We start from the raw sequence: 20,625 nt of genomic DNA, 5'->3' as shown, positions 1-20,625 counted from the left end.
AGCGCGTATGTGTGGTGTCGCCGGCATCCTCGATCTCGACGCCGCTGTCGAGCCGCACCGGCTGGCCCGGATGGCGCATTCGCTGGCGCATCGTGGCCCCGACGGCGAGGGCTACTTCGTCGCCCCGGGGATCGGGCTGGCGTACCGCCGGCTCGCGATCGTCGACGTGGCCGGCGGGCAGCAACCACTCAGTGACGAGCGCGGCGACATCCAGGTCGTCTTCAACGGCGAGATCTACAACCACCGAGCACTGCGGGCCCGGCTCGTGGAGCGCGGCCACACCCTCACCAGCGGCAGCGACGGTGCCGTGATCGCCCACCTCTACGAGGAGCACGGTCTCGGCTTCGTGGACCACCTCGACGGGGACTTCGCCATCGCGTTGTGGGACGGTCGCCTTCGTCGGCTCACGCTCGCCCGGGACCCGGTCGGTGTCAAACCGTTGTACTACCACGTCGCCGGCGGCCGGCTTCAGTTCGCCAGCGAGGTGAAGGCCCTGTTCGCGTCCGGGCTGTGCGCGGCGCGCGTCGACCCGCAGGGGCTCCGCGACGTCTTCGGTTACGGCCAACCGACCGCGCCGGGCACCTTCTGGGCCGGCGTCCACGACCTGCCGCCCGGGCACCTGCTGGTGGCCGACGAGCAGGCGGTCACCCTGCGCCGGTACTTCACCCCGCTGGACGGGGACCCGAACGACCTGCTGAGCGGGCGGCCGGCCGTCGAACAGTTCCGCTCGGCGCTGGTCGAGGCGGTCCGCAAACGGCTGCCGGACGAGGTCGCCTTCGGCGCGACGCTGAGCGGCGGCCTGGACAGCACCGCCGTCGTCGCGACGATCTCGGCCATCCTCGGCACGCCGGTACAAACCGCCAGCATCCGGTTGCCCGGCTCGGACCTGGACGAGGGCCGCTACTCACGGCTCGCCGCGAAGGCGCTGGGGGTCGACAACGTCGAGATCGAGTTCGGCGGCGCCGAGGCGTGCGCGCACCTGGCGAAGACGCTGTGGCACCTGGAGGCGCCGCAGTGGTTCGGCGTCGCCACGCCGTTCCTGAAGGTGACAGGGATCGCCGCCGAGCGGGGCGCCAAGGTCGCGCTGACCGGCGACGGCGCCGACGAGCTGCTCGGCGGCTACTCCTGGTACGTCCTGCAACGGTTGGAGCAGCGGCTCGGCCGGCTGACCCGGGCGGGTCTGGATCCGCTGCGCCGGCTGATCCTGGGCCGGGTGCTGGCCCACAACGCGGCCCCGGCCGGCGCCGCCGCCCACCTGCTCGCCGTGCCGGGGCGGCTCGCGGACGCCGGCGATCGCTTCGGTGGTGGCGCACCCGCCTGGTACTACCTGTGGTCCGCGATGGACGCGGTCGCGCCAGCGCTGCTGCGCCCGTCCAGTGGTGCCCTCGCCCCGTCGCGGCTGCCGGCCCCGCCGACGCACACGGCGCTGCACCGCTCGTTGCACTACGAGTACCAGACCCGCCTGCCCAGCTGGGTCCTGATGCTCAGCGACCGGCTGTCCATGGCCAACGGCGTCGAGGTACGCGTGCCGTTCATGGACCGGGCGCTGCTGGACCTGTCGGCCCGGCTGGATCCCCGGGTGCTCATGCGCGGCACCAGCGAGAAACACATCCTCAAGGAGGCCCTTCGCGACGTGGTCCCGGCACCGATCCGACGCCGCCGGAAGAAACCGTTCTTCACCCCCATCACGCCGTGGTATCTCACCGGCCCCGGGGAGGAACTCGCGGCGACCTATCTCGGCCCGGCGGCGGTACGCGCCAGCGGGCTCTTCGACCCGGCGGAGGTGACAGCGCTGCACCAGGCGGCGCTGCGGGGGGCCGGACGCACCTGGGAGGGCACGGTCGCCGAGTGGGCCAGCATGGCCGTCCTCACCACCCACCTGCTGCTGGAGGTGTTCCACGACGCGGCGGCCACACCAGCACCGACCGCGCTCCCGGCGGCGCTCGCCAGCGCCCTGCAACGCGCCGAGCGGCGATGACGGGCACCGAGCGGCACCGGTGGCCGGGCGTCGAATCGCGTACGATCCTGGTCACCGGGGCGACCGGCTTCATCGGCGCCCGGCTCGTGCGCCGGCTGGCGGACCTGGGTTGCGCCCCGGTGGCAATGGTCCGCCCCACGTCGGACCGCACGGTTCTGGCCGGCATCCCCGGGCTGCGCTACGCGGTCGCCGACCTCGACACCGGCGCGGGCGTACCGGCGGCCCTCGCCGGCGTCGACACCGTCGTGCACCTGGCCGGCCGGGTGAAGGCCCGCCGTCCAGGTGCCTTCCGCCGCGGAAACACCGAATCCACAGGCCGGCTGGTCGCGGCCCTCGCCGCCGCCGAGCCGCCCCCTCGGCTGGTGCTGTGCTCGTCCCTGGCCGCCGCCGGACCGTCCCACCCCGGCCGACCCCGGGACGAGTCCACGCCGGTCGCGCCGGTCTCCGAGTACGGCCGCAGCAAGCTCGCCGCCGAGGAGATCGCCCGCGCCGCCGGTGTGCCCACAGTGGTCCTGCGCCCGACCATCGTGTACGGCCCGGGTGACCACGACTTCCTGCCGTCCTTCCTGCCGATGGCCCGCCTCGGCACCCACCTGCGCCCCACCCGCCCGGAACGCGAGTACTCCTTCGTGCACGTGGACGACCTGTGCGCCGCCCTGACCGCGGCCGTCGTCCGGGGCGGGACGCTGCCCCCGCACGGCGGTGCCGAGGGGGTGTACCTCATCAGCGACGGCGCGGTGTACGGCTGGAGCGACTTCTGCCGGGAACTCGCCACCGCGGTCGGCCGCCCCCACCCGCGCTTCATTCCGGTCCCGGGTCCGCTCGTGCACGCGACCGGCTGGCTGTGCGATCTGAGCCCGGTTCGCCGCGGCCCGGCACTGACGATGAACCGGGATCGCGCGCACGAGATCCGGCAGCTGGCGTGGACGTGTGCCACCGATCGGGCCCGGGCGGACCTCGGCTTCACCCCCGCGTACCGCCTGCCGGAGGGCCTGGCCAGCGCGGTGGCGTGGTACCGCGGCCAGGGCCTGCTTCGCTGACGGCCCCCGCGCGCGGCTACGCCGGCGGTTCGACCGCCTCGACGAGGACCTGGAGCACGTGCCGGTACGGCTGCCCGGTGGCCCGGCTCATGCCCATCTCGCAGGTGCGGTTGCAGGAGGCGTACGCGTCGTGGTCGCGTTTGTTGATCTCGGCGGCCTGGGCCGCGGTGGCGCCGGCGGTGACCTCGGGGTGCAGCAGCCCCCGGTCGCCGGCGAACGCGCAGCATCCCCAACTGTCCGGCACTGTCACGGTGTCGGCGACCGCTCGGGCCACAGTGCGCAGGTCGTCGGTGCCGCCGAGGTGCACAGTGGAGCAGGTGGGGTGCAGGGCCAACGAGCCCAGTCGCCGGGGCTCGGGCAGCGCCGGCAGGAGGTGCTCGACGGTGAACGTGACGCTGTCGACGAAGCGCAGGTCGCGGTAACGCGCCCGGTCCTCCTCGGCCAGCGCGGCGGTCAGCTGCGTCAGCCCGTGCGTGCAGGACGACGCGTCGCAGACGACGGGCAGGCGACCCTGGTCGCTGGCCGCCCAGAGCGCGGCGAGGGTCCGCTCGGCCATCTCGCGGTGGCCTGCCGGGTAACCCTTGGACTGCCACGGCGTTCCGCAGCACAGGCCCGCCGTGCCGGCCGGTACGACGACCGGCACTCCCGCCAGCTCGCACAGGCGCAGGAACGCCGCCGCCGCGCCACCGGCCGGGCCGTCCTCCGGGGCGAAGAGGCTGCCGACGCAGGCCGCGAAGAACACCGCCTGTGCGTCCGGCGCGCTGCGGGGTCCGGGGCGGGGAGCACCGGCGCGCGGCATGTCGTCGCTCCACTGGGGGATGAGGTCGGTGGCGCCGAGTCCACGGATCACACCGGTGGCGGCGCGGGTCAGCGGTGTCGGTACGGCGTGCGCGGCGGTCAGTCCCACCCGGACGCCGGTCACGGCGGCCTGCCAGTGCCGCGCGGCGGTGCGGGCGGTGCGCTGGGCGCGAGGGCTGTGCCGCTCGGCGCGCAGCCGCTTCATCGCCGCGCCGGTGTCGATGCCGACCGGGCAGGCGGTGACGCAGAGGCTGTCCGCGGCGCAACTGTCCACCGCGGCGTACGCGTAGTCGGCGGTCAGCTCCCGGCGGCGCTCCTCGTCACCGGCGGCGGTGGCGAGGGCGATCTGCCGTTGCAGGACGATGCGTTGCCGAGGGGTGGTGGTGACGTCGGCGGTGGGGCAGACCGGCTCGCAGTAGCCGCACTCGACGCAGGCGTCCAGCTCGCTGTCGACCGTCGGGACGGCCTTGAGCTGCCGCAGGTGCACTGTCGGGTCGTCGTTGAGCAGCACACCGGGGTTGAGGAGGCCGCTCGGGTCGCACATCCGCTTGAGGTCGCGCATCACGTCGTACAGCTCGTCGCCGTACTGGCGGCGGACGAAGGGCGCCATGGCCCGGCCGGTGCCGTGTTCGGCCTTGAGTGTTCCTCCCTCGGCAAGCACGAGGTCGACCATGTCGTCGGTGAACCGGGCGTAGCGGTCGATCTCGGCCGGTGTGTCGAAGGACTGGGTAAGCATGAAGTGCAGGTTGCCGTCGCGGGCGTGTCCGAAGATCACCGCGTCCGGATAGCCGTGCCTGTCGAACAGGCGGATCAGCCCGTCGCAGGTGCCGGTCAGGCGCGGCAGCGGCACCGCGATGTCCTCCAGCAGGGCCGTGGTGCCGGGCGCGCGGGCACCGGCGACCGCCGTGTAGAGGCCCTTGCGCAGGTGCCAGAGCCTGGCCCGTTCGCGCGGGTCGTGGGTCAGGCCGGTGCCGGCGACGGCGGGCAGCCGGTCGAGCACGGGCTGGGTGTCGGCAAGCGTTGCCGCCAGCTGTTCCGCGCTGTCCTCGGCGAACTCCACAAGCAGCGCGGCATGCCCGGTGACCGTCAGCCCGCGCAGGGCCGCGCTCGCGTCGGGGTCGCGCTGGCTGACCCGCAGCGCCGCCGCGTCGAGCAGTTCGGCGGTACGCGCACCGGCGGCGAGCAGGGCGGGCAGCGCGTCGGTGGCGGCGCCGAGGCCGGGCAGGATCAGCAGTCCGGTGGCGGCGTGTTTGTGGATCTCGACGGTCCGGAAGACGGCCTCGGCCACGAAGCCGAGGGTGCCCTCACTGCCGATCATCAGGTGGGTGAGCATCTCGACGGGGCTGTCGTGGTCGAGCAGGGAGTTCAGCCCGTACCCCATTGTGTTCTTCATCGCGAACAGCCGCTCGATCGTGGCGCGTGACCCCGGTGTCGAGCGCACCCGGTCGCGCAGGCGCAGCAGCCCGGCGTGCAGCTCGGGCTCGTCGGCCCGCAGCCGGTCGTCGGCGTCTCGCGCGGCGGAGTCGACGACGGTGCCGGACGGGAGGACGAAGCGCAGCGACTCCATTGTGCGGTACGCGTTGTCGGTGGTGCCGCAGGTCATCCCGCTGGAGTTGTTGGCCACCATGCCACCCACCGTGCAGGCGGCCTCGCTGGCCGGGTCCGGGCCGAGCCGGCGGCCGTAGCGGGCCAGTCGGGCGTTGGCCTGCCGGATCGTCAGGCCCGGCTGGAGCCGGATGCGTCGGCCGTCGTCGAGCACCTCGGCGTGCCGCCAGTCGGTCCGGACGTCGACGAGCACGCCCGCGCCGCCGGCCTGTCCGGCGAGGCTGGTGCCGCCACCGCGCAGGGTCAGCGGCACGCCGGCCTCGCGGGCGCCGGCCATCAACGCCCCCACCTCGGCCGCCGAGGCGGCGCGCACCACGGCCTGCGGCTCGAACAGGTACGGCGAGGCGTCGTGCGCCGCCGCCAGCCTGCGGGGCAGCTCGGTGCTGGCCCGGGTCGGATCAGCGAGGCGCGAGCGCAGTAGCTCGGCGACCTCGCGGGCGCGGACGCCGGCCGCGGTCGGCGCGGGTACGACTGTGCTCATTGGCGGATCCTCCCGGGAGGGGTGGTCAGTCGGGCGTGTCGATCAGCAGCCGATCGGGCGCGGTCTCGGCCGGCGCGGGCAGCCGCAGCGGTTGGCGGCCGGGGGTGATGCTGCCGAGCACCGAGGCGTGCCGCGCTCCGGTGCCCGAGGGCAGCGTGCCCGGCAGCCCGTGCACTGTCAGGTAGCCCAGCAGCGCGAAGGCCAGCGCCTCCTTGGCGTCCGACGGCACACCCACCTCGTCGCTGGACGTCAGGTGAACGTCGGGCAGCTCGTCGACGAGCATGCCCATCAGTGTCGGGTTGTGTGCCCCGCCGCCGGAGACGATGAGGCGGGTGACGCCGTGGTCGCGGCAGGCGTCGGCCACCGTGACCGCCGTCAGCCGGGTGAGCGTGGCCAGCACGTCGTTCGGTTCCGGCGTGGGCGCGTCGGCGAGGGCGGCGAGCAGGTACGGCCTGTGGAACAGCTCCTTGCCGGTGCTCTTCGGGCCGGGCAGCAGGTAGTACGGCTCGTCGAGCAGCCGCCGCAGCAGGGCCGGGTTGACCTGCCCGGCCGCCGCCCCTTGCCCGTCCCGGTCGTACTCCTCGGTGCCGCCGCTGAAGTGGCGCACGGCGGCGTCGAGGAGCGCGTTGGCCGGTCCGGTGTCGAACGCGAGCGGGTCCGCGTCCGGCGCGACGACGGTGATGTTGGCGATGCCGCCCAGGTTCAGCGCGGCGGGGACACCGGGCAGGCCAGCCAGCAGCAGGGCGTCGAAGAGGGCGACCAGGGGTGCGCCCTGGCCGCCCGCGGCGACGTCGCGGCTGCGCAGGTCGGCCACGACCGGCAGGCCGGTGGCCTCCGCGATCCAGGCCGGCTGACCGAGCTGGAGGGTGCCTCGGACCATCCCGCCGTCGACCCAGTGGTGCATTGTCTGCCCGTGCGAGACGACCAGGTTGGCGTCTCCGCCGCACAGTTCCGCGAGCGCCCGCACGCCGGCCTCGGCGAAGGCCTGGCCGATGCCGGTGTCCAGCACGCAGATCGCCTCGGTGGTGGTCGGCGCGGGCGGCAGGGCGGCGGCGATCCGGGTGCGCAGCCGATCCGGGTACGGGTGGCTGAGCCGGCCCAGTGGCCGCATCCGCAGGGTGTCGCCGCTCAGGTCGAACTCGGCGGCGGCGGCTTCGATGCCGTCGTAGGAGGTCCCGGACATCAGGCCGATCACGCGCATCACGTTCTCCTTCACGCCCGGCCGGCGGGCTCTGCCGCCGGATCGTCGGCTTCGTCGCTGCGCCGGTGGTCGTAGGGCGTTGCCGGGGCCGCGTGGAAACGGCTCGACACCGCGCCGACCAGCAGGGTGATCAGGACTCCGATCGGCACCAGCCACTGCGCGGCGATGGCGGTGGGGACGGTGTGCCCGGCCGTCGTGACGTCGATCTTGACATACCGGACGATGTAGGTCATCACCGCCACGGTGACGAGGAACGCGACGAACGCGTCGACCTGGTTGGCCCGGCTGACCAGGCGGCCGAGCAGGAAGGCCCCGAGCAGCGCCCCGTAGGTGTAGCCGGCGATGGTCAGACCGGTCAGGTAGACGTTGCCGGTGCTGGAGCTGAAGGCGCAGGCGAAGATCGCCATGAACACCGCCCAGACCAGGGTCATCACCCGGGCGAGCCGCAGCATCGCGTCGTCCGACGGGACCTTCCGGAAGAAGCTGTGGATGAAGTCGGCGACTGTGGAGTTCGACATCGAGTTCAGCGCCGACGACAGCGAACCCATCGCGGCACCGAGGATGCCGGCCACCAGCAGGCCCGAGATGCCCACCGGCAGGGCGTGCAGGATGAAGCTCGGGTAGAGGTTGTCACTGCTGGCCAGGCCGAGTTCCTTGAAGGTCTGACCCTTGTTGTACGACCACAGCAGCGCGCCGACCAGGGAGAACGCCGCGAACTGGATGACCACGAAGATGCCCGAGGAGATCATCGCCTGCTGACCCTCGCGCAGGGTGCGGGTGGACAGGATGCGCTGGACGATCAGCTGGTCCGAGCCGTGGCTGGCCATCGCGAAGATCGCACCGCCGATGATCGCGGTCGGCAGGGCGAACGGGCTGGTGAGCACGTGCGCGAGGGCGAAGTCGGTGTCGAAGAGGTGGAACTTGCCGGCGTCCAGCGCCTGCGAGTAGCCGTCGAAGCCGACGGCGTGGCTGAGCACCGCGATGGCCAGGATCGCCCCGCCCAGGTAGAGCCCCATCTGGATGGCGTCGGTCCAGATGACCGCCTTGATGCCACCGAGGTAGGTGTAGACCACAGTGATCAGGGTCAGGACCACGATGATGGCCTGGTAGCCGACCTGAAGCCCGAACTCGTCGAGGAGCAGCTTGATGGGGATGGCCGAGGCGAACAGCCGTACGCCCTCGGCGAGCAGGCGGGTGAAGACGAACGTGATCGACGCCAGGCCCTGGAGTTTCAGGCCGAACCGCTCGCCGAGGTACTGGTAGGCGCTGACGAAGCCACCGCGCTTGTAGAGCGGGATGAGCACCGCGGCCACGACGACGCGACCGATCACGTAGCCCAGGGCCAGCTCGACGTTGCCGAACCCCTGACCGCTGTAAGCGCCACCGGGAACGCTGATCACGGTCAGGACGCTGGTTTCGGTGGCGACCACGGAGAACGAGACGGTCCACCAGGGCAGCCGCCCCTCGCCCACGAAGTAGTCCTTGGCGGACTTCTGCCTGCCCGACAGGCGCAGTCCGACGTAGGCGATCACCACGAGGTACAGCACGATCACGACAAGGTCGAGTTGACGCACGGCTCGCTCCCAACCAGGGGTTGTCAATAAGTGACGCATGTCTAGCGTATCGCGAAACTTTTTGCCAGTTCCCGTCCGGCCTGGCTACGCTGTGGTCCCAGCCTGCTGATATGGGGGATAACGGTGGCCCGCCGGCGTCGCCACCCATCCGCCTCAGGCCGACCGCGGCGGCCAGCCGCGCACGCGCTCCACGTCGACCGCACCGGCGAGCGGCTGCCCGCCGGGCGGCGACTGAACACCAGCGAGAGGAACGAACACCCAGTGGACCTCAGCACCCTCGGCACCGAGACCCGCAACGACAAGACAAGCGATCTCGACCGGATGTCTCCCACCGAGTTGCTCCTCGCGATGAACGACGAGGACCACACTGTCGCGCTGGCCGTCCGCCGGGCCGTGCCGGACATCGCGGCCGCCGTCGACGTCGTCGTGGCGTCGCTGCGCCAGGGCGGGCGACTGATCTACCTCGGTGCCGGCACCAGCGGCCGGATCGGCATGCTCGACGCCGTCGAGATCCCACCCACCTTCGGTACGCCGTCCGATCGGGTGCTCGGCCTGCTCGCCGGCGGGGCGGGCGCCTTCGCTGTCGCCGTCGAGGGCGCGGAGGACAGCCCGGCCGGCGCCGTCGCCGACCTCGACGCGGTCGGCCTGACCGCCCGCGACACGGTGGTCGGGCTCGCCGCCAGCGGCCGTACGCCGTACGTGGTCGGCGGGTTGGCGCACGCCCGCGCGCTCGGAGCGTCGACCGTCTCCGTGGCCTGCAACTCCGACGCGGTGATCAGCCGGTACGCCGACGTCGCCGTCGAGGTGCCCACCGGTCCCGAGGTGCTCACCGGCTCGACCCGGCTCAAGGCCGGCACCGCCGAGAAGCTCGTCTGCAACATGCTCTCGACAGCCACGATGGCCCGTCTCGGCAAGGTCTACGGCAATCTGATGGTGGACATGAACGCCACGAACGAGAAGCTCGTGGACCGGGCGCGCCGGATCGTCGCCGAGGCCGCCGACACCGACCTCGACACCGCCACCCGGGCGCTCGCCCAGGCGCACGGGCACGCCAAGACGGCAATCGTGCTGCTGTTGGCGGGCTGCACAGCGGAGGAGGCCGCGGCCCGGCTGCGCGTCGCCGACGACGACGTCCGGGCGGCCGTCGCGGCCTGACCCACCACGGCAGCCTTCGGCCGGTGGTCTGCGACCAGATCGACGAAGCGCCCCGTCCGGGACGGACGGGGCGCTTCGTGGTGTCAGTCGAGCTGTGGGTCGCGAACCGCGCGGTCCCCGTTCGCATCGACGCCGGGAGCGGTGGCCACCTCGATCCGGGGTGACCGATCCGGCGGAAGGTGGGCGAGGTCGGCGATGACGACCACGTCCACGTCCCCGTCGATCATCGTCTGCTCGACGGTCTCCCACGGTGCGCGGACGATTCCTGCCAAGCGGTAGGAGTTCCGGCGAAGGTGCGCGAGACACGTCGCGACCGCGGACTCCGACGGCTCGATGGTGGCGGGAACCCAGATGACTGCTATTTCCATGTGACTCTCCTGATCAGTGTCGTGGACGCGACTGGGTGATCAGGAGTTGCTGTGGCGGTGGGGGACCCCGTTCCACCGGTCGGCCGGCAGCGCGCTTGTCGATGGCGGTGACGGTCAGCCCCGGTTGCAGCAGTGCGGTGAACGGCGGAGCGACAGCCGTTGCCGTGGGTGGATCGACACCGCTGGTGCCGGTGCCGGCCGGTGCCGACGCGAGTGCCAGCGCGAGCGCCGGTAGGCCCGACGTGGGGCGCGCGGGCGGGCCGGGTGTCGGTACGGCGGCAGCGGACGTCCTCGTCCGTGCCCGATCCGGTGCCCGGCCAACGGACGTGCCGTGGGCGCTGCCACGGGACGCCGTCACCATCATCGCGGTCGGCGGTGGTGCCGCTGGCCGCGAGGCAACCCGCGCGGCAGGGGAAACCGAGGCGGATGGCACCGGTGCGGTCCGTGGCGAGGACGGCGGCGGTGTCTTGGGCGACCGGATCGGTCTGTCGGTGGAAAGCCCGGCCGACGGCGGGGGCACGGGGATGGCCGACGGCAGGGGGAGCGGGATCGAGGTCGGCACGGGCAGGGCCGACGGCAGGGGCAGCGGAATCGAGGTCGGCAGCGGCAGGGGGACGGTCAGTCGGACCTCGACCAGGTCGGGCAACCGGACCGTGCTGCGCTGTGGTGCGGGGGCGACGTCCACCGGCGGGAGACCGGTCGGCAACGGCGACGTCGTGTCGGCGTGGGCGGGGCTGGCGCCCAGAGTCGCGCCGAGCGCTGCCGCGCCGAGCGCCACTGCGGGAAGGCTGTGCCGTGCCCGCATCAGACGGAGGCTGCCGAGAGCCAGATCCTCAGCCCCGTCCGGTCGGATTCACCAGTCCGGTGCAGCTGACCGGGCGGTTGCCCCTCGCCCTGCGCTGCTTCCTCCATGTACGGGTTCTTGCCCCGGGAAACTTCGGGCTACACCTCCCATCGATATCTCGCGTCCGATGCGGACGGACCGAGGTGCACCGACGGTCGGTGGGAACAGCGGCCTGCCCGCGCGGGGGAACAGTCGGGTCGGCAGGTCGGTCGTCCGGACCGCGGGGCGGTTCAGACCCGGGCCTCGGCGGGTTTCGGAGCGGCGTCGAGCGGCAGGTCGCGCAGCCGGCGGATCGGGCTCGACAGATAGATGATCGGGGAGAGCACGGTGAGCGCCCCGAAGATCAGCAGGGTGGTGCGGGCGCCGAGCGGCCCGGCCAGGACGCCGGCGAGCAGACTGCCGAGCGGGATGGCACCCCAGGAGACGAACTTGACAGTGGCGATCACCCGCGACAGCAGCTCCGGCGGGCTGGCGAGCATCCGGTACGTGCGGGTGGTCACGCTGAGCACCACTGTGGACCCGGCGAAGATGACATTCCCGACGGCGAAGGCGAGGTAGGCGGCGACGCCGGTGCCCAGCGGGATGATGAGCGCGCCGACCACGCCGACGAAGGCCGAGATGATCAGACCACGTGCGGTGCCGACCCGGTCGGTGAAGCGGGTGGTCAGCGCGGCGCCGATGAGCGTGCCGAGCCCGTCGGCGGCGATCAGCAGCCCGACCTGGAGCGGCGATGCGTGCAACTCGCGCACCAGATAGAGCGGGAAGAGAGCCAGCATGGCGCCGTTGACGAAGTTCGTCGCTGTGGCGTCCCACATGGCCGGCCCGATGATCGGGTGGCGCAGCACGTAGTGCCAGCCCTCGCGGATCATCGTGACCATCGGTGGCCGCTGGTCCGGTCGCTGCACCCGTCGGGCCGGCAGGGTGCGCAGCAGCGCGGCGGAGACCAGGTAGCTGGCGGCGTCCACGAACAGCGTCGGCACCGCACCCAACAGTTGCACAGCGAGCCCGCCCAGGGACGGCCCGCCCAACTGGGTGGCGGCGAGAGTGCCGGAGTGGAGGCTGTTGCGCGCCTGCAACTGGGCGGCCGGCACGATCTCCGGCAGGAAGGTCTGGTTCGCCACGTCGAACAGCACGTTGGCGAAGCTCACGACAAGGGCGACAGCGACCAGTTGGGCCACCGTCAGGGTGTCGTACCACCAGGCCAGCGGGACGGACGCGATGGCGAGGGCCCGGATCAGGTCCAGGGCGACCTGCATGCCGCGCAGCGGCAGGCGCTGCACTATGACTCCCGCCGGCAGGCTGATCAAGAGGTACGCGAGATAGCCGGCCGCCGTGATCAGACCCATGTCGAACGCCGACGCGTCCAGCACGACCAGCGCGGTCAGCGGCAGGGCCACCCCGCCGACCGCCGAGCCGAGGTGGCTGGTCGTGCTGGCCGTCCACCAACGCCAGAAAGTAGTCAGTTCCATAGTGAAACTCACTATAGCGATGGCGGTGCGGACGGTCGACAGCCGTTTCGCCCAGCGACCTCACCCACCCGGCTGCGCCGGACCCCCGTCCGACTAGCGCGGGGGCGCGCTGTGCTCACGGGAGCACGAGTCTGGCCCGGACACTGGCGGCGTCCGGGTGGTTCAGGGCCGTGAAGATGTCCAGCGCCCGCTGCCAGTCGGCCCGAGCGGAGGTGCTGTCGCCGAGGGCCGCGCGGGTGTCGCCCAGCCGGCTGAGGGTGTCCGCCTCACCCCAACGGTCGCCGAGGTCCCGAGTCAGCTCAAGCGTGCGCTCGTAGCACTCCACCGCCTTGTCGTACTGGTCGAGGTGGTGGTGGGCGAAGCCGAGACTGTCCCAGGTGGCGGCCTCGCCCGCGCGGTCGCCGAGCTGCTGGAGGAGTTCGAGCGCCTGCTCGCAGTACGCCAGGGCCGAGCGGTGCTCGCCGAGTTGGGCGTGGCACCACCCGACCGCGTTGAGCGCGTCGGCCTGGGCCCTGCGATGGCCGGCGGCCCGGGACAGGGCGAGGGTCCGGGTCGAGTGCTCAAGGGCCTTGCGCGGCTCGCCCTGCCGGTCCCACAGCGAGGCGAGGTTCTGGTGCGTACGTGCCTCGCCCTCGGTGTTCCCGCCAAGGACGTACAGCGCCAGAGCACGGTCGAGGTGGCTGTGCGCGTCGGCGTAGTGACCGACCACCGTGTGGGCGCCGGCGAGGAATCGGTGTGCGACCGCCTGCGCGACCGGGTCGCCGAGACGTTCGGCGGCGAGCAGGGCAGCCTGACAGGTCTCGACGCGGTCGTGCCAGTGCCCCTGCCGGTCCAGGAACGTGTCGAGGGCCCGTCCCAGCCGCCACACGTACACGTCGAAGCCGGCGTCAGTGGCCTGGCGCAGCGCGGCGAGCAGCACCGGGTGTTCGGCCGTCAGCCAGGCCATCGCCTCCGCGTGGGTGGTGGGCCGATCGGAGAGCACGCCGGCCACCGGCGCGGTCCTGAGGTGGTCCACCGGGTCGCTGTGTGGGCGCAGCAGTTCGTCGGCGGCGTGGGCGGTGTGGGTGTAGTGGTCGAGCAGTCGAGTCGTGGCGGCCCTGCGGTCCGGCTCGGGATCGGTGTCGTCGCTGAGTTCGGTGGCGTACGCCCGTAACAGGTCATGTGCGGTGAACCGGCCGGGCCGGTACTCGCCGAGCAGGTTGGCGCGGGTCAGTTCGGTAAGCAACCGGCGGGCCGCATCCGCCGGGAGACCGGCCAGGCTGGCCGCCGCGGGCACCGTGATGTCCGGGCCGGGGTGCAGACCCAGCAGCCGGAACAGCCCGGCCGCTGGCGGGGTGAGCGAGGTGTACGACCAGGAGAACACCGCCCGCACCTCGCCGACCACGTCACCCGCGTCCAGTACGCCGAAGCGCTGACCGGCGGTCCCCAACTCGCTCGCGAGGGTGGCCAGCGGAAAACCGGACAGCTGCGCCCTGGCCGCGGCGATGCCCAACGCCAGCGGTAGGCGTGCGCAGGCGGCGATGATCGCCTCGGCGGCCTCCGGTTCGGCGGCCACCCGGTCCACGCCGAGCCGGTTGGTGAGCAGGTCGCCGGCCGCGTCGCGGGTGAGCAGGTCGAGTGGGAGCGGGTGCGCGCCGTCGAGGCTGACCAGCGAGGTGAGCTGGTCGCGGCTCGTCACCAGTACCCGCGTGGCGGGTGTGCCGGGCAGCAGCGGACGGACCTGCTCGGCGTCGCGGGCGTTGTCCAGCACGATGAGGATCCGCCTGCCGGCCAGCACGCTGCGATACAGGGCGGCCTGGGCGTCGAGTTCGGCGGGCACCCGCGCGGCCGGTACGCCGAGCGAGTCGAGGAGACCGCGCAGCGCCGTCGCCGCGCTCAGGGCCTGCCCGCCCGGGTCGAAGCCGCGCAGGTTGACGTAGAGCTGACCGTCGTCGAACCGGTCGGCGACGCGGTGGGCCCAGTGCACGGCCAGCGCGGTCTTACCCACCCCGGCGGTGCCCGAGATCGCGGCGACCACGACGGCTGTGGGCGCGGCGACGAGCTTGTCGAGCCTGGCCAGTTCGTCGTCGCGGCCGGCGAGACTGGCCACGTCGGCGGGCAACTGCCGGGGCACCATCTGGTCCGGCGCGCGCGGCGCACGGCGGCGGCTCTCCTCGATCCGATCCCGGGCGGTGGCCAGCGCGCCCTGCTCGGCCGGCGTGGCGCCGAGCAGCCGCACCAGAGCGTCGAGCCGGTCGGTGGGCGGCAGCGTCTTTCCGGTGAGGTATTCCGCGACGGCCGTGTGTGACCAGCCGGTGCGGGTGGCCAACTCCCGATAGGTCAGCTCACCGTCGCCCAGTTGACGTGCGTGCCTGCGCCGCAACGCCCGCAACAGTCCGGCCAGGTCGTCGAGCGTTTGCGCCCCGGTGGCATCCAGCGCCCGGCCCTCCACAGTCGACAACTGACGTACGTCAATGTACGGCGGTGTACGGAATCCCGGCCAGAGGCAAGGCCCAATCGGCGATCCTGCTCGGGTGCAGAGCGCACTGATCGAACCATTGGAGGTCATGTGTCCGTACATCTCAAGTCTCTGGTCCTGGCCCTGACCGTGCTCGCGGCGACGCTCGCCGTGCCGGCGGCGGCCGCGTCGGCGGCGCCCGACGCGGCCACCTGCAAGACGAAGGCGGCCTGCGCCGACGGCGGCCTGCGGGCGACATCGTCGGGCCGGGCGGCCCGCACCACAGGTGACATGACGACAAACGCGATCCGGGTGCCCACGCCGCCGGCGTTCCCGCCGGGCACCCCCTGCTATCGCGAGGAGGTCTCCGAGGAGGTCTACGAGACAGTCACCTACACCACCATCTACGAGCTGTACTTCCAGGCGAGTGTCTGCCTCTTCGCCAACGAGATCGTGCTGTACGGCCTGGACACCTCGCTCTCCTTCCCCAACGACGTGCAGGACCCCCGACTGACCTCGATGCAGTTCGTGGTGCGCGACCAGATCGTCAACTACAGCCCGACCGAGAAGGATGGCTACTCCGAGCTGTGGGTGACCTTCTGCCCCGACCCGGCGCAGCCGAGCGCCTGCCAGCGGTACCTGCACCGGCTGGGGCTCATCTTCAACCCCGCCTGGGTCTACCCGTTCTCCGTGTTCGAGCGCCTGAGCTGACGGGGCGGGCGGCCTTCCTCCCGTGACCGATCAGGGCGTCTTCAGCTCCCAGGACGTGGAGCGCCCTGATCGCTCGTGCCGGCACCGGTTGCCAGCGGATCTCGGCGGCGTTACGTTGAGATCTCATCGACGAACGTCTACGCCGCAAGCTACGGGGGCCGCATGTCCACGTCTGTCACTCGTCGCACCGTTCTGGTCGGTGGGGCCGGTGCCGCCATCGGCCTGGCCCTGCCCGGTCGCCCCGCCCACGCCGGTGACCACCATCCGACAAGCGTGAGCTTCACCCTCGACGCGACAACGCTCGACGGCGGTGAGCAGGTCACCTCGGTCACCCTCGACACCGGCCGGCTCGGACCGATCGACCCGGCCGGGCTGACCCCCGGCACGTTCAGCGTGCACGCCAAGGCCACCAGCCCGATTCCGATCGCTCCCGGCGATCAGATCTTCAGCGAGTACGACCTGGACCGTGCGGTGACCGCGACCCGGCTCGACCGGCACGGCAACATCGTGCTGGAGCTGAGCCACGCCGAAGGTCAACCCGGCGGTGGCACCCTCGGCTACATCCTGAGCAGGGGCCGCAACGTCCGGTTGGACCTCGTCTACACCATCACGCAGAACACCCCGATCGCCCGACGCCACGGCTCGCCGGTCACCATCACGCGCTTCGTGCAGGGACGGCTGTCGAACCCCGAGGTGGACGCCTTCAGCCACCACGTCTCGGGCTCGGGCCTGAAGTACCGGCTGTATTCCCCCGACCACTCGCCCCGGCACGGTAGGCGGCCGCTGATTCTCTGGCTGCACGGCGCCGGCGAGGGTGCCTCGCTGCCCGACGACTACTACGACAACGAGACCACGCTCCGCGCCAACCGGGGGGCGCTCGGCTTCGCCACTCCGCAGGCGCAGCGGATCTTCTCCGGCGCGTACGTCGTGGCTCCGCAGAGCACCTCCTACTGGATGGAGGACGGTCCCCGGTTCGCCCCGCTGATCCGCGAGATCGTCCAGGACCTCGTACGCCGCGAGCGCGTCGACCCCGACCGGATCTACGTGGTCGGTTGCAGCAACGGCGGCTACATGTCCCTGGAGATGACAGTTGCCTATCCCGACCTGTTCGCCGCGTCGGTGCCGATCTGCGGCGTCGTCGAGCCGCTCGACGGGGCCGGCCCGCCGCTGATCACCGACACGGAGCTGGCGACGATTCGGACGCCGACCTGGCTGGTCACCTCGCGCGACGACGACACCGTGCCACCGGAGACCAACACGATCCACGCCCACGACCTCATCCCGGGATCGCTGATCAGCCTGTACGACCACGTCGTCTGGAACGGCTACCAGTTCCCCGGCCACTGGTCCTGGATCTACGTGGCCCGCAACGACCCGAGCCGCAACGGCACCCACATCTGGCAGTGGATGGCCCGCCGTCGTCGGTGAGCTGAGCGAGAGCAGCCGCCCGAACCCGGGCGGCCGCTCCTTCTCGGGTCAACACCAGGTCAGCGTCGAGTTGACCCGCGTGACGTTGCTGATCGTGTTGTTCGCCCCACCGCAGGGGCTCTGGGTGATGTTGGTGCCGCTGACTGTCAGGTTCTGGAACCGGATGCCGGAGGAGATCGGAAACTCGGTCCGCGAGGCGATCCGTACCTCGCCGCCGCCCGTCACCGTCCCGGAAACCCCGGCGATGACGACGTTGTAGCAGTTTTCCACCAGGATCGCGTTGTTCCCCGTGTTCGAGATCGTCACCCGGTCGATGACCGCGCCACCGGACTCGGACACGCAGAAGATCCCCCGACCACCCCCGGACGCGAGCACGGTTCCGACCCGGATGTTCGTGGGGTACGAGTTGCCCACCCGGCCGTTGCGGTTGGCCATCCGGAACGCCGCGTACCCGGTTCCCGCCCCGGCGTTCTGCGCGTCGACAGTGCCGATCGTGGCGTTGATCGTGTCGTTGAGCAGCAGGCCGGAGTCCCGGGTGTTCCGCGCCGTGACCGTGCCGATCGTCAGACCGTCCACGCCGTACGTCTCCACGCCGTGGGTGCCGGTCCCGGACACGTACACGCTGTCGATGCGGACGTTGCGCACCTTGACCGCTCGGTCTCCACCGTGGTTGTCGATGCGGACGCCCAGACCGGCCGAGAGTCGCATGTCGATCTGCCCGAGGGTCAGGTTGTTCACGTTGCGCATGAAGATCCCGTACAACGGCGAACCGGTCAGCGTGAGGTTCTGCACCTCGACGTCGGTGGTCCCCCGCGAGTACACCGGCGCCTGGTCGCCCGAGCCCGACCCGGTCACGTTGATCGTGCCGCACACGGCCAGCGTCGTGTACGACGGCAGCGACAACCGTGAGCCGGCGCTCATCGAGCCGGAGCCGCGAACCATCACCCGCTGCTTCGACGTACGACCCGCCGAGAGCGAGTTGACCGCCGCCTGCATCGCCGACAGCATGTCCGAACCCGAGTAGACGGTCGACGAGCCATTCCGGGCCGTCCAGGTGCTCCCGCTCAGGACGGCCTCGGCGTTGCTCGACCCGCTGCCACAGCCGGTGGTCGGTGGTGTGCCGCCACCGCCGACCGCGACCAGCTGCCACTGCTGGTTCGCCCCGTTGACATCGGTGTACTGACTGATCCGGCCGCCGTCGGCAGTGGACCGCTCCCACACCTCAAGTGCCTTGGCGGAGTGGCGGTTGATCAGCCGGACGTGGCCGCCGTCGGAGTCGAGGACCTGGAACTGCTGGTTGGTGCCGTTCAGATCGGACCACTGGCGGTACTCGGCGCCGTCGGCGGTGTTCCACTCGAAGAGGTCGACGACCTTGCCGCTGTGCCGCGCCTTGAGGCGGTAGTAACCGCCGCCGGAGGAGACGAACTGGAACTGTTGCCACGCGCCGTCGTTACGGGACCACTGCTGGAGCGCGGCGCCGTCTGCCGTCGAGGTGTCCCGGACGTCGAGCACCTTGCCGCTGTGTCGGTTGACCAGGACGTAGGAGGCGTTGGTGTCGATGCTCGCCGCCGCTGCCGGCGGTGCGCCGACCAGAACGGCGCCGACCGCGCCGACCAGCGCGGTGACCACGGCCAGCGCCAGGCCCCGACGCCGACCTCGACGGACCGACGGTCTTCTCAGGATGGTGTACGGCATCAATCCTCCTTGCTGGATCGGCCTTCGGCGAGCCTGGACGGGTGTCGACGGCCGCGGACGCCGCAGCCGGTGCGCGGCTATTCCAGGTGGAAGGTGGCCGAGGCGCGCTCGGCGCTCGAACTGACCGCCTCGACGTAGAGCAGTCCGTCGCGGTGGCGTACATACCGGCCCGCGTAGTTCTGGGACTCCAGGGAGATCCCGGCGCTGTCGGCGAGGCCGGACTGGCGGCGGAAGCTGGCGTCGCCGCCGAAGAGGGCCGAACCGTCGCTCTTCTCGACGTACAGGGCGAAGCCCCGGTGGCGCAGGAAGTACCCGGGGAAGTTTGTCGACTCCAGCGACACCGACCCGCCGCCGGCGAGGCCGGTGACGATCCGGAACTGCGAGTCGGCCAGATTGGTCACGTTCGGCTCGACTCGCGCCCGGTAGTCGTAGTGCCGGATGTAGCTGCTGGCCAGGTCGTGGGAGCGCAGCCGAACCGGGGTGGCCCCGTCGGGCACCGGGATGCCGAAGTTCGGGGTGCCGTCGGCGTTCCAGTACACCTTCTGCAGCCGGGTCCGCCGGTTCGGATCGTTGAGCGGATCGCCACTGATGTCGCGGTAGTTGCGGTCGTGATAGACCAGGATGTCGCTCTGCCCATCCTCGGAGACGGTGAACGAGTTGTGGCCGGGGCCGTACTGGCCGGTGGCCGCGTTGCTGACGAACACCGGGTTGGGGCTCTTGCTCCAGGAGGCGGCGTCGAGCAGGTTCGCGGTGGTGGAGGCGCTCAACATCCCGAGGCAGTAGTTGGCGTCGGTGGCGCTGGCCGAGTAGGTCAGGAAGATGCGGCCGTTGCGCTGGACCACCGCCGGTCCCTCGGCGACCCGGTAGCCGCGGGTCTCCCAGTCGTACGTCGGCACGACGAGCCGGGTCACGGTGCCAGTGATCTGCCAGGGGTTGGCGCCCATCCGGGCGAGGTAGACGTTGGAGTTGTTGGAGAGGCCCGGTTCCTGCTGGGCCCAGGTCAGATAGCGCACCCCGTTCGCGACGAAGGTGGAGGCGTCCAGGCTGAAGGTGTCCCAGGGAGTCGTGATCCGTCCGCGTTCGGTCCACGAGCCGGTCAGCGGATTCGCGCTGGCGTTCTCCAGCGCGTACATCCGGATTCGCCACACGTCGTCGGTCCGGCCCGCGGCGAAGTAGACGTACCACCTGTTGTTTATGAAGTGGATCTCCGGTGCCCAGATGTGGGCGCCCATCTCTCCGCTGGTGTGCCGGCTCCAGATCGTCGACTCCGCCGCCGTCGCCAGCCCCTGCAGGGTGGTCGCACGTCGCAGCACGATCCGGTCGTACTGCGGCACCGTGGCGGTCAGGTAGTAGTAGCCGTCGGTGTGCCGGAAGATGTGCGGGTCGGCCCGCTGGTTCACCAGCGGGTTTGTGTAGTTGACGGCGGGTGCGGCCTGCGCCGGCCCCGCCGCTGGCAGCCCGGCGGAGACGGCGAGCACCACCAGCACGGTGGCCACGACCGACCGTAGGCGCCGGCCGCCACGGCGGTCGGCGCGCCCCGGACCGATGGCTCGGCGGGTGGCTGGATCGGTGCGGGGGAGTGGCAGCGGCATCTGTCCTCCGTGCGGTTCGTGAGCGACCCGTTTGTCGGTGCGGCAGCGCCGGCCGACGCGTCGTGGCCGATCCGGTTGATCGCCGCGCGGTGACAGCGGACCGGTTGGGGTCGCGCCTGGTGGCGACGCCACCGCGGGCGGCCGACCTGCGGCACACCGTCGGAGAAGAAGCGCGAGCGGGACGGAAACATGTCGATGGTGTTGCGCCCAGGTAGCGGTCATAATGTTGGCGTTAACATCGATGTGTGT

14 protein-coding genes are annotated in these 20,625 nt (G+C 71.6%); 5 read left to right on the top strand and 9 right to left on the bottom strand.

Annotation, left to right across the window (positions count from 1 at the left end; all coding sequences use genetic code 11):
• Positions 1 to 7: 7 nt before the first annotated feature.
• Both asnB and ABZU25_RS25950 read left to right on the top strand, forming a co-directional pair.
• Positions 8 to 1,978: an asparagine synthase (glutamine-hydrolyzing) gene (gene asnB / locus ABZU25_RS25955; RefSeq protein WP_355031971.1), complete on the top strand. Its 1,971-nt coding sequence runs from the start codon at positions 8 to 10 to the stop codon at positions 1,976 to 1,978.
• Entirely contained in the window at positions 1,975 to 3,018 is a 1,044-nt protein-coding gene (locus tag ABZU25_RS25950; RefSeq protein WP_355031970.1) for an NAD-dependent epimerase/dehydratase family protein, read from the top strand. Before asnB ends, ABZU25_RS25950 begins: the two co-directional genes overlap by 4 nt.
• Positions 3,019 to 3,034: 16 nt before the next feature.
• Here the strand turns inward: ABZU25_RS25950 and ABZU25_RS25945 are convergent, their stop codons facing one another.
• The 3 genes from ABZU25_RS25945 to ABZU25_RS25935 are packed head-to-tail and all read right to left on the bottom strand — an operon-like array spanning position 3,035 to position 8,677.
• On the bottom strand, positions 3,035 to 5,902 hold the full coding sequence (locus ABZU25_RS25945; RefSeq protein ID WP_355031969.1) for an FAD-binding and (Fe-S)-binding domain-containing protein: 2,868 nt from the start codon (positions 5,900 to 5,902) through the stop codon (positions 3,035 to 3,037).
• Positions 5,903 to 5,927: 25 nt separating this feature from the next.
• The gene (locus tag ABZU25_RS25940) at positions 5,928 to 7,103 is read right to left on the bottom strand and encodes an anhydro-N-acetylmuramic acid kinase (protein WP_355031968.1); all 1,176 of its coding nucleotides are present in this window, start codon (positions 7,101 to 7,103) and stop codon (positions 5,928 to 5,930) included.
• A gap of 11 nt (positions 7,104 to 7,114) precedes the next feature.
• Positions 7,115 to 8,677, bottom strand: a complete 1,563-nt coding sequence (locus tag ABZU25_RS25935) for a sodium:solute symporter (RefSeq protein WP_355031967.1) — start codon at positions 8,675 to 8,677, stop codon at positions 7,115 to 7,117.
• A 261-nt stretch (positions 8,678 to 8,938) separates the two neighbouring features.
• Between ABZU25_RS25935 and murQ the strand changes: the two genes are divergently transcribed.
• A complete protein-coding gene (gene murQ / locus ABZU25_RS25930; protein WP_355031966.1) occupies positions 8,939 to 9,832 on the top strand; it encodes an N-acetylmuramic acid 6-phosphate etherase in 894 nt (297 codons plus the stop codon).
• 83 nt (positions 9,833 to 9,915) lie between these two features.
• Here the strand turns inward: murQ and ABZU25_RS25925 are convergent, their stop codons facing one another.
• The 4 genes from ABZU25_RS25925 to ABZU25_RS25910 all read right to left on the bottom strand — a co-directional run bounded on the left by ABZU25_RS25925 (position 9,916) and on the right by ABZU25_RS25910 (position 14,944).
• Entirely contained in the window at positions 9,916 to 10,200 is a 285-nt protein-coding gene (locus ABZU25_RS25925; protein ID WP_355031965.1) for a hypothetical protein, read from the bottom strand.
• A gap of 13 nt (positions 10,201 to 10,213) precedes the next feature.
• A complete protein-coding gene (locus ABZU25_RS25920) occupies positions 10,214 to 11,005 on the bottom strand; it encodes a hypothetical protein (RefSeq protein ID WP_355031964.1) in 792 nt (263 codons plus the stop codon).
• Between the two features lie 269 nt (positions 11,006 to 11,274).
• Positions 11,275 to 12,513: an MFS transporter gene (locus ABZU25_RS25915; protein WP_355031963.1), complete on the bottom strand. Its 1,239-nt coding sequence runs from the start codon at positions 12,511 to 12,513 to the stop codon at positions 11,275 to 11,277.
• Between the two features lie 115 nt (positions 12,514 to 12,628).
• A complete protein-coding gene (locus tag ABZU25_RS25910) occupies positions 12,629 to 14,944 on the bottom strand; it encodes a tetratricopeptide repeat protein (protein WP_355031991.1) in 2,316 nt (771 codons plus the stop codon).
• A gap of 117 nt (positions 14,945 to 15,061) precedes the next feature.
• Between ABZU25_RS25910 and ABZU25_RS25905 the strand changes: the two genes are divergently transcribed.
• Positions 15,062 to 15,661: a hypothetical protein gene (locus ABZU25_RS25905; RefSeq protein ID WP_355031962.1), complete on the top strand. Its 600-nt coding sequence runs from the start codon at positions 15,062 to 15,064 to the stop codon at positions 15,659 to 15,661.
• 162 nt (positions 15,662 to 15,823) lie between these two features.
• The gene (locus ABZU25_RS25900) at positions 15,824 to 17,089 is read left to right on the top strand and encodes a PHB depolymerase family esterase (RefSeq protein WP_355031961.1); all 1,266 of its coding nucleotides are present in this window, start codon (positions 15,824 to 15,826) and stop codon (positions 17,087 to 17,089) included.
• A 48-nt stretch (positions 17,090 to 17,137) separates the two neighbouring features.
• Here the strand turns inward: ABZU25_RS25900 and ABZU25_RS25895 are convergent, their stop codons facing one another.
• Together ABZU25_RS25895 and ABZU25_RS25890 are read right to left on the bottom strand one after the other, a co-directional pair.
• Entirely contained in the window at positions 17,138 to 18,784 is a 1,647-nt protein-coding gene (locus ABZU25_RS25895) for an RICIN domain-containing protein (RefSeq protein WP_355031960.1), read from the bottom strand.
• Positions 18,785 to 18,861: 77 nt separating this feature from the next.
• Positions 18,862 to 20,376 carry a family 43 glycosylhydrolase gene (locus ABZU25_RS25890; RefSeq protein ID WP_355031959.1) on the bottom strand — a complete coding sequence of 505 codons (1,515 nt, stop codon included), beginning with the start codon at positions 20,374 to 20,376 and terminating at the stop codon, positions 18,862 to 18,864.
• Positions 20,377 to 20,625: the final 249 nt, after the last annotated feature.

Source organism: Micromonospora sp. NPDC005215, from assembly GCF_040607915.1.
GTDB lineage: Bacteria > Actinomycetota > Actinomycetes > Mycobacteriales > Micromonosporaceae > Micromonospora.
Note: the sequence above shows the minus strand (reverse complement) of the source record. Positions and strands in the feature narration are given on the sequence as shown.